The following is a 12,947-nucleotide window of genomic DNA, read 5'->3' on the forward strand; positions in this document are numbered from 1 at the left end:
TCAGTTGTTGCCCGCGAGCGCCTTGGTGATCTTGTCGTTCGCCTCCATCGTGGCGTCGACGACCGACTTCTGGCCGGTCAGCACCGCCGTCATCATGTCCTTCAGCGGGTTCTGCCCGGACTCGATGGCCGCCCACTGCGGGACCGCCGGCGGCACCTTGCCGTCTCTCGACGCAACGGCCATGGCCGCGCTGACCGGGCTCTTCTCCAGCGAGCTGGTGTCCTGCGAGGCGCCCGGCACGACGCCGCTGTCGGCGATCTCGGTCTGGTACTTCTGGCTGGTCAGCAGCCTCAGCCAGTCCTTGGCGGCCGCGGCGTCGGCACTGCCCGCCGGGATCGCCAGGGTGGAGCCGCCGAGGAACACCGGGGCGGTCTTGCCCGGGTGCTTCGACGGGATCGGGAAGGCGCCGGAGAGCTCGGCGATCCGCGGGTTCGTCTTCGCCGCGGTCTGCACCTCCCAGGGCAGCGCGATCATCATCGCGACCTTGCCCTTGGCGTACACCTCGGCCTGCTGCGGCTCGGCCTCGTCGGTGTCGGCCGGGGCGGACGTCGCCGAGGTCTTGACCAGCTGCTGGTAGAACTCGACGCCCTCGCGGGCCCCGGCGGTGTCCAGGGCGCCCTGGTAATTGGCGCTGTCGCGGACGGCGAGGTCGCCGCCGGAGTCCCAGATGAATGACAGCAGCGCGTACCAGGACTGGCCCGGCAGGTAGAGCGACTGGAAGTCGGGGTCCCCGCCGTGCTTCTGCTCCAGCTTGGTGATCGTGGCGAGCAGTTCGTCACGGTTGGTGGGCGGCTGGGTGATGCCGGCCTGCTGGAACAGCTCCTTGTTGTAGACGAAGACGCGGTTGGCGGCGTAGAACGGCACGGCGTACTGCCTGCCCTCCCACGCGCCGGACTCGGCCAGCGCCGGCACCCACTGCGGCTTGTTCATGCCCTCGGCATCGGCGGTGAGGTCCAGCAGCGTGCCCTCGGATGAGAACTGCGCCGTCTGGCTGTTCCCGAGCTCGATCACATCCGGCGGGTCGTTGCTGGTCAGCGCGGTGGTCAGGCGGTCCTGGATGCCGTTCCACTGCTGGATCTGGTAGTCGACCTTCAGGCCCTGGTGGGTCTGCTCGAACTCCTTGTTGAGCTCGTCGATCAGCACGTCGGGCGCCGAGCCGTCCATCAACCAGACGGTCAGCTTGTTGTCGTTCTCGCCAGCACCGCCGCCGCAGCCGGCGAGTGTCAACGACAGCGCGGCTGCCGCTGCGAGCGCTCTCCAGGTCTTCAACGTTCGCCCCTTCCTCCGCGCCAGTGCGGAGCCGCGGGTGCCGGGCACCCGCCCTCTTTGGTGTAGACCAATGTGATCAAGATTGTGGTCCGGGGCACACGATGTCAAGACTTTTCGGCGCTACTGTCATGCACGCATAAGGCTGGCCCCTAGCTTCGGGCGCTCGTGCATCGCGACGGCAACCCCGCCGTCCGCGACGCTCGCGCGGCCGGCTTTCGGGCATGCTGAGGTATTAGGACTCGGCAAGGCGGCTCGACGCCTCGGGGAGCGGAACGGCGGCAAAATTGCGGTAGGAGGAACGATGCTCGAAACGTCCGTGTCCGGCGGGGCAGACTCGCCTGGACGCGCACAACGCGAACCGAAGTACTGGGGACTCAAGCAACACCTGCTGGACATGCTCCGATCCTTGCCGCCCGGTGCGCCGATTCCTACCGAACGCTCGCTGGCCGCCGAGTTCGACGTCTCCCGCACGACGGTGCGCCAGGCGCTGGCCGAGCTGACCGTGGAAGGGCGGTTGCTGCGGGTGCAGGGCAAGGGCACCTTCGCGGCCAAGCCGAAGGTCGCCCAGCGGCTGCAGCTGAGCAGCTACACCGAGGACATGCGCGCCCAGGGGCGCCAGCCCGCCTCGCGCCTGCTGGAGGTCGCCGAGGAACCGGCCGCGGAGGAGTTGGCCGCGCTGCTCGGGACCAAGCCGAGTTCGACCGTGCTGCGGCTGCGCCGGCTGCGGTTGGCCGACGGCGAGCCGATGGCCATCGAGACCACCCACCTGCCGCTGACCCGGTTCCGTGGGCTGACCGGCCAGCTGGAATCCGGCGGCTCCCTCTACCAGGTGCTACGCGAGAACTTCGACGTCGAGCTCGGGCACGCCGAGGAGACGATAGAGACCGCACTCGCCAGCCCGGAGGAGGCCGAGCTGCTCGGCTCCGACGTCGGGCTGCCGATGCTGCTGCTGTCCCGGCACTCGTTCGACACCGAGGGGCGCCCGGTGGAATGGGTGCGGTCGATCTACCGCGGCGACCGCTACAAGTTCGTCGCGAGGCTCAACCCGCCCAACTGAGCTGGCGCCGGTTTTGCGCTAAAACGGTGTTTTCCGCTTGAAGGGCACCCCGGTCGGGGTGCCCTTCGTCGTTGCGGGCCGCGGCGTTACGCGTAAGAGGGGTCTGTTGGTGAATGGTCTGGGTGGGGTGACCGGCAAGCCGCTCTCCGGCGGCGACGGCGGAACGACGCTCGGCCAGGTGCTGCACCGCGATCCGCAGCCAACGCCCAGCACCCCGGCCAAGCCGGCCAAACCGCGGGAGGCCCCGAGCGAGCAGCCGCAGCCGTCGACGGAGGTGAAACCCACCCAGCAGCCGGCGGAGCAACCCACCACGGAGGCCCCGGCACCCACCCAGCAGCCGACGCAGGCTGCGGCCTCGACCGAGCAGCCGAGCCAGGCGCCGGCCTCGGGCGTCGTCGACCTGCGCGACCCCGCCGCTAGGACAGGGGAGCTGCAGCAGTCCACTTCTGGGCGTTAAAAACCCCAGTTCAGGCGCCCCCTGTGCAACTCGATCGAGTTGCACAGGGGGCGTTTTGGGTGAGATGGGGCGAAAGGGAAAATGTGGGACTGGTGAGCTCCTCTGATACTGGATCGGCGGCGGGGGTTCTGAGATCCAGCTCACGAAGAGGGAGACATCAGATGAAGCGCAGACTCGCGGCCCGGGTGGCCGGGACCGTGATGTTGGCGGCGGGGACGGTGGCCGCGCTGACCATGCCGGCCACCGCCACCGCCACCGCCACCACCACCGAAACCGCGCCGCCCGCGAGCGAAGCGGCGACCCTGCTCGACGCGATGCAGCGCGACCTGGGCCTCAACCGGGACGAGGCACGCCAGCGGCTCGACCAGGAAGCCGCCGCCAACCGCGCGGAGCAGCAGCTCCGCGGCTCGCTGGGCGGCACCTTCGGCGGGGCCTACTTCGACCCGGCGAGCGGCAAGCTCGTCGTCGGCGTCACCGACTCGGCCGCCTTCGACGCGGTGCGGGCCGCCGGTGCCGAGCCCACGCTGGTCGACTACTCCATCGAGGAGCTCAACGGGGTCATCGAGGGCCTCAACCTCCGCAGTACCGCAGCCCCCAAGCCGGTTTCCGGCTGGTACGCCGACAGCCGCGCGAACTCCGTCGTCGTCACCACCAGGCCGGGCAGCGCCGTCCAGGCCGCGCAGTTCGTGCAGTCCACCGGCGTTCTCGTTGACGCGGTGCGGGTCGTGGAGTCGACGGAGAACCCGCGCACCCTGGCCGACGTCATCGGTGGCAACGCCTACTACATCGGCAGCGCCCGCTGTTCGGTCGGGTTCTCGGTGCAGGGCGGCTTCGTGACCGCCGGGCACTGCGGCAACAAGGGCGACACCACGTCGCAGCCCACCGGCAAGTTCGAGGGCTCGTCGTTCCCGGACAACGACTACGGCTGGGTCCGGGTCGGATCCGGCGAGACCCCGCGGCCGCTGGTGAACCAGTACAACGGCAGCAACGTCAGCGTGGCCGGCTCCACCGAGTCCGCCGTGGGCGCGTCCATCTGCCGCTCCGGTTCCACCACGGGCTGGCACTGCGGTTCGGTGCAGGCCAAGAACCAGACCGTGCAGTACCCGCAGGGCACCGTGACCGGCCTGACTCGCACCGACGTCTGCGCCGAGCCAGGTGACTCCGGTGGTTCGTGGCAGTCCGGCAACCAGGCCCAGGGCGTGACCTCCGGCGGTTCGGGCAACTGCAGCTCCGGCGGCACGACCTACTTCCAGCCGGTGAACGAGATCCTCCAGGCCTACGGCCTGAGCTTGCTCACCCAGTAACTCGCCCGACCGGCCCCCGGCGATCGGCCGGGGGCCGCGTCATGTCCGGGGTACTCCCAGGTAGACGTCCGGTGCGGACTGCGTGATCGGCGGGTCTCAGCCCAGGCGGTCGCGGAGTTCGCGGGCCGCCGCCCTTGGGTCCTCGGCTCGGGTGATCGCGCGGACCACGACGATCCGCTCCGCCCCGGCCTTGAGGGCCTCGTCGAGGTTGTCCGGGCCGATGCCGCCGATCGCGAACCACGGCCGACCGTGCCCGCGGTGCTCCGCGGCGTGCTCCACCAGGCCGAGCCCGGCCGCCTGGCGCCCCGGCTTGGTCGGGGTCGTCCACACCGGACCGGTGCAGAAGTAGTCCACGCCGGGTTCGGTGGCCGCGGCATCGGCCTGCACCACGTCGTGCGTGGACCGGCCGATCGCGACGTGCTCGCCGACGATGCGCCGGGCGATCTCCACCGGCAGGTCGTCCTGCCCGAGGTGCAGGATGTCGGCCTCGGCGGCCATCGCCACGTCCGCGCGGTCGTTCACCGCGAGCAGCGCGCCGTGCCGCACGCAGGCCTCGGCCAGCACCTCCAGCGCCGCCAGCTCGTGGCGGGCCTCCAGCGGAGCGCCGTTCGGTTGCTTGTCCCGCAGCTGGATGATGTCGACCCCGCCGGCCAAGGCCGCGTCCGCGAACTCCGCGAGATCACCGCGCTCGGTGCGCGCGTCGGTGCACAGGTACAGCCGCGACTCGTCGAGGCGGGCGCGGATGCCGAAGCCGTCCAATCCAGGCATGTTCCACAGGGTAGCCCCCTGCGGCGCGGTCGCCGGACGCGCTTTCGGCGCTCACGCCCCGGGCATCGTGAAAATTGCTCGACCTCGCTCCTGACGTCGCAATCCTCGCCCGGTACGGTGGTCCTCGGTGAGCACGGGAGTCCGGGTACCGGGCTGAGAGGGGGCGTTGGCCCCGACCGTCGAACCTGATCCGGGTCATGCCGGCGCAGGGAGCGTGGAGTGTTTGAAAAACGGAAGAAGCACGTCGTCGTCGTAGGAGGCGGCGTGATCGGCATGTCCGTGGCCTGGCGCGCAGCCGCCGCGGGACACCGGGTGCAGCTCGTCGACGCCGAACCGGCGTCCGGGGCGTCCAACGTGGCCGGCGGGATGCTGGCGCCGATCGCCGAGGCGTGGCCCGGCGAAGAGGAACTGCTGGAACTGGGCGAGGCGTCGCTGCGGCTGTGGCCGGCGTTCGCCGGCGAACTCGGTCAAGCCTCCGGCCTGCCTTCCGGATTGCGCCGCGAGGGAACCCTGGTCGTCGGCGTGGACAGCGCCGACCGGGCCGAGCTGGACAGCCTCGTCGACTACCTCGCCCGGCTCGGCCGCACCGTCACCCGCCTGACCAGCCGGGAGGTGCGACGCCTGGAGCCGTCCCTGGGACCGGCGGTGCGCGGTGGGCTTGAGGTGCCGGGCGACCTCGCGGTCGACAACCGCCTCGCGCTGGCTGCGCTGCGCGCGGCCGCCGCTGCGGCGGGCGTCGATTTCGTCGCGGCGAACGCGAAGCGGGTCCAGCCCGGCGCGGTGGAGCTCGAAGATTCCACTGTGGACTGCGATGCCGTGGTGATCGCGGCGGGCGTCCACTCGGGCGCGCTGCACCCCGCGCTGAAGGACCGGATCCGGCCGGTGAAGGGTGAAATCCTCCGCCTGCGCGCGCGGACCACGGCGCTGCCGCCGCCCAGCCGCACGATCCGCGGCCCGGTGCGCGGCCGGCAGACCTACCTGGTGCCGCGCGACGACGGCGGGCTGGTGCTCGGCGCCACCCAGTACGAGGTCGGGTTCGACACCGAGGTCACCATGGGCGGGGTGCGAGACCTGATCGCCGACGCCGAGCGGCTGATGCCGGGCATCGCCGAGTACCAGCTCGTCGAGGCCGCGGCCGGGCTGCGCCCGAGCACCGACGACAACCTGCCGGTGCTCGGCTGGCTGGAACCCGGTGTGCTGGCGGCCACCGGGCATCACCGCGGCGGCTTCCTGCTCGCCCCGGTCACCGTCGAGGCGGTGCTCGCGCTGCTGCACGGCGAGGAGCCCGCCACCGAGATCAAGGCCGCCGATCCGAGCCGATGGGGAGGACAGCAGTGCACGTCGTGATCAATGGTGAGACCCGGCAGGTAGCCGCCGACGCAACGCTCGCGGCGGTGCTGCAGGAATTCGGTGTGCCCAACCGGGGCGTGGCCGTGGCGCTGGACGGTTCGGTGGTGCCGCGTGCCGTGTGGCCGGACACCACGCTGAGCCCCGATGCCACCATCGAGGTCCTCACCGCAGTGCAAGGAGGGTGACGTGGCTCCGCCCCACCCGGAGGAGGGGCGTCCAACCGGAAAAGCCGGAAAGGTTGCGGTCCAACCCGAACCGACCCCTTGCGAAGCAGAAGAAGCGCATCGAACCGGGCATCGGTTCCCGCGCCACCCGAACCCGTCGTTAGGAGAGTCATGGACGACCCGTTGGTGATCGCCGGCCGCGAGTTCGGTTCGCGGCTGATCACCGGGACCGGAGGGGCGACGAACCTCGCGGTCCTGGAGCGCGCGCTGATCGCGTCCGGAACCGAGCTGACGACCGTGGCGATGCGCCGCGCCGACGCCGGCGGCGGCACCGGGGTGCTCGACCTGCTGCGCAAGCTCGGCATCGAAGCATTGCCGAACACGGCGGGCTGCCGGACGGCGGCTGAGGCCGTGCTGACCGCGCAGCTGGCGCGGGAGGCGCTGGAGACGAACTGGGTCAAGCTGGAGGTCGTCGCCGACGAGGACACCCTGCTGCCCGACCCGGTGGAGCTGCTTGACGCCGCGGAACAGCTGGTCGACCAGGGCTTCGTGGTGCTCGCCTACACCAACGACGACCCGGTGCTGGCGCTGAAGCTGGAGGAGGCCGGCTGCGCGGCGGTTATGCCGCTCGGTTCGCCGATCGGCACCGGCCTTGGCATCCGGAACCCGCACAACATCGAGATGATCGTCTCCCGTGCGTCGGTGCCGATCGTGCTGGACGCGGGCATCGGCACGGCCTCGGACGCGGCGCTGGCGATGGAGCTCGGCTGCTCCGCGGTCCTCCTGGCCACGGCGGTGACCCGCGCCCAGGACCCGGAGCGCATGGCGGCGGCGATGCGAGCGGCGGTCGAGGGCGGCCGCCTGGCGTCCCTGGCGGGCCGAATCCCGAAGCGCTTCTGGGCCCAGGCGTCCAGTCCCGGCCGACCCCTGGAGTGAGCGGAGGGCGCTGGCCGGCCGGGACCGGCTCACCGGTTCCGGCCGGGGCCGGGCCGCCCGGGAAACCGAGCCGGGCCTGCCAGGCGAAAACCGCCTTCCCCGCCGCATAACCGAGGAAAAGCACCGCCACCGCGTACGCGGGCCGGCATCGCGGGCGATCAGATCCATCCATGCTGCGACGTAGGAACCGCAAGCCGGGAATCACTCCAGCCCGAGATGGAACGCCTCCCCCGCAGGCGAGACGTCGCGCGCGAGGTGCAGGCACCACGACACGCACGACCCGGGTTCGGTACCCGGGTCAGCGGATGTGGAGGCGTTCGGGGCGGACGAAGCTGATCGTGTAGCTCTTCCACGGGCTGTCGTAGCCGAAGGTCCGGTCGATCGCCTGGCGGGCGTGCAGGGCGTTCTCCACCAGCGAGCTCGCCAGCAGCTCCGTCGCCGGGGCGCTGCCCGCCGGCACGTCCGGGATCTTCGCCGTCGGCTTGCCGCCCAGCAGGTCGTCCACCGCGCGCAGCGCCGGAACCGCGACCGCCTGCTCGGCCTCCGGCCGGAACGCGAGCGTCGCGACGTCCTGCCGCAACGCGTCGAGCGCGATGGCCGCCGCACGCGTCGCGCGGTCGTCGTCGGTCTCCTCGCCGGTCCCGTCGAGCATTGCCGGCATGCCCAGCAGGTCCTGGGTGCGCCGCAGCGCCAGCACGTTCGCCGCCTGCAGCGCCACGGGCAGGTCGACGCCCTGCCCGGCCGCTCGCACGCTACGCAGCAGCTCGGACACCGCCCACACCGTGGACCGCACCGCGCCGCGCACGTCCGGCAGGATGCTGCTGGGCAGGACCAGGTAGCTGACGTAGCCGACGCTCAGCGCGATGGCCGCTCCGACCGCGGTGTTCGCCGCGAAGCTGATGCCCACGTTCACCAGCGGTCGGTCCAGCCGCATCGCCTGGTCGACGACGGTCACCACGATCAGACAGCCGAGCAGCGCCTGGTAGTCCGCGCGCAGCCGCGTCATGTTCAGCAGCATGCCGCCGATCACCAGCGGCACCAGCAGGAATGTCCCCGGCAGCAGGGTGATCAGCACGGCCAGCGCGGTCACGCCGAGCACCGCGCCACCGGTCCGCTCCAACGCGCCGGTCATGCTGTCCCGCGCCGCCGGCTGCAGCACCACGTACAGCGCGAGCAGCAGGCTGGACGCCGAGGGGTCGCGCAGCAACAGGACGATCACCATGCCGAAGGCGACCGCGAGGGTGCAGCGCAGCGCGTGCCGGAACAGCGAAGAGCGGAACGAGAGGTGCGCCCGGACCGCGCCCATGACCCGCTCCCGGCGCGCGCCGGGAGCCGGCGGCGGCAGCGGGGTCTCGACGCGGCGCATCACCGTGGCGCGGATCCGGTCCAGCCCCTGGTTGAGGCCCTGGACCGCGTCCGGCAGGTCCTGCCGTCCGCCGCGGGCCACCACGGCCTGCGCCGGGTCCCGGCGAGCCGCGGCCGGCAGTCCGGTGCAGGCGCGGGAGCGCACCGCACGGGCGAGTTCGGCGGCGACCTGGTCGGCCTCCGCGACGATCTGCTCCAGGCGGGCGGCTTCCGCCCGGTCGCTCTGCTGGGCCTGCGCGAGCAGGGTTTCGCGCGCCGCGCGGAAGCGAGCCGCGCCGGCCAGCACCTGGCCGAGCCAGGTGGCCGAACCGTCGGCGCGCCACGCGGCGGCGGCCGATTCGACCACGCCCGGCCCGGGTTCGAGCAGCGTCCGGGCGACCGCCACGCGAGTCGCCCGAGTCGGGTCGCCGAGGCCGATGATCACCCGCAGGACCAGCGCGAACAGCGCGCCAGCGGCGGTCGAGGCCAGCAGCACCAGCGCCGGCTGGTCGGAGCCGATCCCGGTGGTGGTGGACACCAGCGTCGCGGCGGCGAAGGTCTGCCCGCCGATGCGGTAGTGCTCGCCCAGCGCGGGCAGCATCCCGCTGCCGAAGACCACCAGCGCCACCGCGAGCCCGGCCAGCACCGGGATGTTCACCAGCAGCGGGCCGACGGTCATCACGAGCACCAGCGCCGGGGTGAACCAGACGAACCGGCGCAGGTCGGAGCGCAGCGACTGGCCGCCGGTCGCGACCAGCGCCAGCACCGCGGTTAACCCGGCGATCAGTGCCGGGGTCTGCAGGTCGAAGATCCATCCGATGGCGGTGCCGGCCACCACGGCGACGAGCACCAGCACGGCGTACTGGCGCTGCCGGGGGTCCGGTGCTCCTGCCTCGGTGGCCAGCAGTCCCCGCACTTGTGTCCACACCGATTTAGCCACGCTGTTGCAAACCCCTGTCGTCGTCGTGCGCCCAGGGCGCAGCAGACCGCAACCGCCGATGGCCCGCAGTCTCGGGAAATACGCGTTTCTCAACCACTGTGTCGATGGGGCACGCCATTCGGGTTACAGATCCGGGACAAAAATCACTCTATTAGGGGGACAGTTGGGGGTTTCAGATGGAGCGGGGGCTGACGCGCCAGAACGTCGACACCGGGCCCACCCCGGCCCCGAGCGGGTACGCGCGCGAGACGCTGCGGGTGACGAACCGCTTCCCGCTGCGCACCGCGTCCGGCATCGAGGCGCCCTTCGCCAAAGCGGCCGTGATCGCCGAGGCGAACACGTCACCCGCGCCGTGGGTGTGCACCGTCGCGTAGCGGGGGCCGGGCAGCGGGATCGCCTCGTTGCCGTCGAAGAGCACGTCGACGCACTCCGGGTCGTCGGCCAGGTGGCCGCTCTTGACCAGCACCCACTGCGGGCCGAAGTCGAAGATGGCCTTCGCGGCGTCCAGCAGGTCCGCGCGGGTGCGGGCGTCGATCCCGGTCAGCAGCCGGACCTCGTCGAGGTTCGGGGTGACCAGCGTGGCGCGCGGAAAAGCCTTGTACCGCAAGGCATCCAGCGCGTCCGGGCGCAGCAGCGGCTCGCCGCTGCGGGAGGCCGCGACCGGGTCCACGACGAACGGCGTCCGGCCTTCGCGGCCGATGCCGTGCTTGTCGCAGGCTTCCAGCACGGCCTCGATGGTGGCGGCCGAGGCGAGCACCCCGGTCTTTGCCGCGTCCACACCGATGTCCGAAGCGACCGCGTCGATCTGCGCGGCGACGGTCTCCGGCGGGATCTCCACCACGCCGGTGACGCCGACGGTGTTCTGCACGGTCACCGCGGTGACCGCGGTCATGCCGTGCACGCCACAGGCGAAGAAGGTGCGCAGGTCCGCGTGCATCCCGGCGCTGCCGCCGGAATCCGATCCGGCGATGGTCAACGCGGTCGGAGGGGCGGTGTCGTTCACGGGCCGAACTTCGTGCCCGGCCGAGATCTCGTGCATCCACCTCATGTTACGGCCCGGCTCCTACCGATCTTCCAGGGTGCGCGCCCCCCCGTGGACACGATTTCAATGGAAATCGGACCTTCGATTTCAATGGAACTTGCGGACCTCCGGCGTGTCGGCACCCGACACGCCGGAGGCTGTGGACAACCTCCGCAACTTCAATGGAAATCGCAGTCCCGTTCACGAAACGTGTCAAAACGTTCCGTGAGCAGATGACTTGCGCCACCTGCGTTGACCATCAGGAAGACTGGTGGTCTTCACGCTTCCTCGACCACTGCCAGCACGAACGCTGGTCTGACACGGTCTCCACGTGCGTTTGGCCTTGCGGCCGGTTCCCACGCAACTCGCGGTACCTGACGTGTTTCACCTGCCGCCGCAGGAAAACCGCTGACCGGGCTTGGCTTTCGCTCGGTCAGCAAGCAACACACTACACCACGCTCTGTCACACATTGACACGGAATCTGGAACTGTCAGTAACCCCCTACGGGGGGCGATGGGGGATCTAGTCGGGCTCTAGTCGGCGAGCGGGAGGTAGACCTTGCCGCCGGCGCCCGCGAACTCCTCGGACTTCTCCTGCATGCCCGCTTCGATCGCCTCGACGCTCGTCAGGCCTCGCTCCTCGGCGAACCTGCGGATGTCCTGGGTGATCTTCATCGAGCAGAACTTCGGCCCGCACATCGAGCAGAAGTGCGCCGTCTTGGCCGGTTCGGCGGGCAGCGTCTCGTCGTGGAACTCGCGCGCGGTGTCCGGGTCCAGCGACAGGTTGAACTGGTCCGTCCAGCGGAACTCGAACCGCGCCGTGGACAGCGCGTCGTCCCGCTCCTGCGCGCGCGGGTGGCCCTTGGCCAGGTCGGCGGCGTGCGCGGCGATCTTGTAGGTGATCACGCCGGTCTTCACGTCGTCCCGGTTGGGCAGCCCCAGGTGCTCCTTCGGGGTGACGTAGCAGAGCATCGCGGTGCCTGCCTGGGCGATCATCGCCGCGCCGATGCCGGACGTGATGTGGTCGTAGGCGGGGGCGATGTCCGTGGTCAGCGGCCCGAGCGTGTAGAACGGCGCCTCGCCGCACAGCTCCTCTTCCAGCCGCACGTTCTCGGCGATCTTGTGCATCGGGACGTGCCCCGGACCCTCGATCATCACCTGCACGTCGTGCTCCCGGGCGATGTGGGTGAGTTCGCCGAGGGTCTCCAGTTCGGCGAACTGCGCGCGGTCGTTGGCGTCCGCGATGGAGCCGGGCCGCAGGCCGTCGCCGAGGGAGAACGTGACGTCGTAGTCGCGCAGGATCTCGCAGAGCTCGCTGAAGTGCGTGTACAGGAAGCTCTCCCGGTGGTGCGCCAGGCACCACGCGGCCATAATCGAGCCGCCGCGGGACACGATGCCGGTGACCCGGTTCGCGGTCAGCGGTACATAGCGCAGCAGCACCCCGGCGTGCACGGTCATGTAGTCCACGCCCTGCTCGCACTGCTCGATGACGGTGTCGCGGTAGATTTCCCAGGTCAGCTCGGCCGGATCGCCGTTGACCTTCTCCAGCGCCTGGTAGATCGGCACGGTGCCGATCGGTACCGGCGAGTTGCGCAGGATCCGCTCGCGGGTCTCGTGGATCCGCTTCCCGGTGGACAGGTCCATGACGGTGTCGGCGCCCCACCTGGTGGCCCACACCATCTTTTCCACCTCCTCCTCGACGGAGGAGGTCACCGCGGAGTTGCCGATGTTGGCGTTGATCTTCACCAGGAACTTCTTGCCGATGATCATCGGCTCGCTCTCCGGGTGGCAGCGGTTGGCGGGGATCACCGCCCGGCCGCTTGCCACCTCGTCCCGGACAAGTTCCGCCGGGACGCCTTCGCGGGTCGCGATGTACTCCATCTCCCGCGTGATGACGCCCGCCCTGGCCCAGCCGAGCTGGGTCCGGTGTTCCCGGCCGTCGTTCCACCCCGCCCGCATCCGGTGAAGTCCACTGTGGACGTCAACGTTGGCGTTCTCGTCGGTGTACGGCCCGGAGGTGTCGTACACGTCGAGGTGTTCGCCGTTGGTCAACTCGATGCGGCGGAATGGCACTTGCAGGCCGGATTCGGAGTCCCGGAACACCTTCCGCGAGCCGCTGATCGGCCCGGTGGTGATCTTGGTCCCGTTCTCGGACGCGTTCGGACGCACGTCGGCCACTGCCATCCACTCCCTACGCCGGCATTACCCGGTCAGGTTCGTGCGGTCGGCGGCCCCGGAGTTCTCCAGCCGCCCTCTCAGCCCGCTGTTGGTACGAGCTCCCGCGGTTTTGGTTTGTCGCGGCCCGAGGCTAGCCGGACCCGCCGAACCTGCCAACCC

At 70.7% G+C, this 12,947-nt stretch carries 11 protein-coding genes and 1 riboswitch; of the genes, 6 read left to right on the forward strand and 5 right to left on the reverse strand.

Annotated elements, in window-relative coordinates:
• Entirely contained in the window at window positions 1–1,269 is a 1,269-nt protein-coding gene (locus tag ACRXBZ_RS22320) for an extracellular solute-binding protein (protein ID WP_433880754.1), read from the reverse strand.
• A gap of 301 nt (window positions 1,270–1,570) precedes the next feature.
• On the opposite strand from ACRXBZ_RS22320, the gene ACRXBZ_RS22325 reads away from it, so the two are divergent.
• The 3 genes from ACRXBZ_RS22325 to ACRXBZ_RS22335 all read left to right on the forward strand — a co-directional run bounded on the left by ACRXBZ_RS22325 (window position 1,571) and on the right by ACRXBZ_RS22335 (window position 4,087).
• Window positions 1,571–2,326, forward strand: a complete 756-nt coding sequence (locus ACRXBZ_RS22325; RefSeq protein ID WP_433880755.1) for a GntR family transcriptional regulator — start codon at window positions 1,571–1,573, stop codon at window positions 2,324–2,326.
• 37 nt (window positions 2,327–2,363) lie between these two features.
• Window positions 2,364–2,783, forward strand: a complete 420-nt coding sequence (locus ACRXBZ_RS22330) for a hypothetical protein (RefSeq protein ID WP_433880756.1) — start codon at window positions 2,364–2,366, stop codon at window positions 2,781–2,783.
• Between the two features lie 161 nt (window positions 2,784–2,944).
• Window positions 2,945–4,087, forward strand: coding sequence for a S1 family peptidase (locus tag ACRXBZ_RS22335; RefSeq protein ID WP_433880757.1), 1,143 nt, complete (start codon window positions 2,945–2,947; stop codon window positions 4,085–4,087).
• A 96-nt stretch (window positions 4,088–4,183) separates the two neighbouring features.
• Here the strand turns inward: ACRXBZ_RS22335 and thiE are convergent, their stop codons facing one another.
• Entirely contained in the window at window positions 4,184–4,855 is a 672-nt protein-coding gene (thiE, locus tag ACRXBZ_RS22340) for a thiamine phosphate synthase (protein ID WP_433880758.1), read from the reverse strand.
• Window positions 4,856–4,978: 123 nt separating this feature from the next.
• Window positions 4,979–5,084: riboswitch (TPP riboswitch) on the forward strand.
• Here thiE and thiO point away from each other — a divergent pair.
• The 3 genes from thiO (at window position 5,075) to ACRXBZ_RS22355 (ending at window position 7,305) form a co-directional block, all read left to right on the forward strand.
• Window positions 5,075–6,202 carry a glycine oxidase ThiO gene (gene thiO / locus ACRXBZ_RS22345; protein WP_433880759.1) on the forward strand — a complete coding sequence of 376 codons (1,128 nt, stop codon included), beginning with the start codon at window positions 5,075–5,077 and terminating at the stop codon, window positions 6,200–6,202. Its footprint overlaps the riboswitch before it by 10 nt.
• Complete coding sequence (thiS, locus tag ACRXBZ_RS22350) at window positions 6,190–6,390, forward strand: sulfur carrier protein ThiS (RefSeq protein ID WP_433880760.1); 201 nt, start codon at window positions 6,190–6,192, stop codon at window positions 6,388–6,390. Before thiO ends, thiS begins: the two co-directional genes overlap by 13 nt.
• Window positions 6,391–6,540: 150 nt before the next feature.
• Window positions 6,541–7,305, forward strand: coding sequence for a thiazole synthase (locus ACRXBZ_RS22355; protein ID WP_168586302.1), 765 nt, complete (start codon window positions 6,541–6,543; stop codon window positions 7,303–7,305).
• Window positions 7,306–7,603: 298 nt separating this feature from the next.
• Here the strand turns inward: ACRXBZ_RS22355 and ACRXBZ_RS22360 are convergent, their stop codons facing one another.
• The 3 genes from ACRXBZ_RS22360 to thiC form a co-directional block, all read right to left on the reverse strand.
• Complete coding sequence (locus ACRXBZ_RS22360) at window positions 7,604–9,589, reverse strand: FUSC family protein (RefSeq protein WP_433880761.1); 1,986 nt, start codon at window positions 9,587–9,589, stop codon at window positions 7,604–7,606.
• 172 nt (window positions 9,590–9,761) lie between these two features.
• Window positions 9,762–10,628 (reverse strand): bifunctional hydroxymethylpyrimidine kinase/phosphomethylpyrimidine kinase, encoded by an 867-nt coding sequence (gene thiD / locus ACRXBZ_RS22365; RefSeq protein ID WP_433883941.1) that lies wholly within the window; start codon window positions 10,626–10,628, stop codon window positions 9,762–9,764.
• Window positions 10,629–11,144: 516 nt separating this feature from the next.
• Entirely contained in the window at window positions 11,145–12,794 is a 1,650-nt protein-coding gene (gene thiC, locus ACRXBZ_RS22370) for a phosphomethylpyrimidine synthase ThiC (protein WP_433880762.1), read from the reverse strand.
• Window positions 12,795–12,947: the final 153 nt, after the last annotated feature.

This window comes from Saccharopolyspora hattusasensis, from assembly GCF_050972075.1.
Taxonomy (GTDB): domain Bacteria; phylum Actinomycetota; class Actinomycetes; order Mycobacteriales; family Pseudonocardiaceae; genus Saccharopolyspora; species Saccharopolyspora hattusasensis.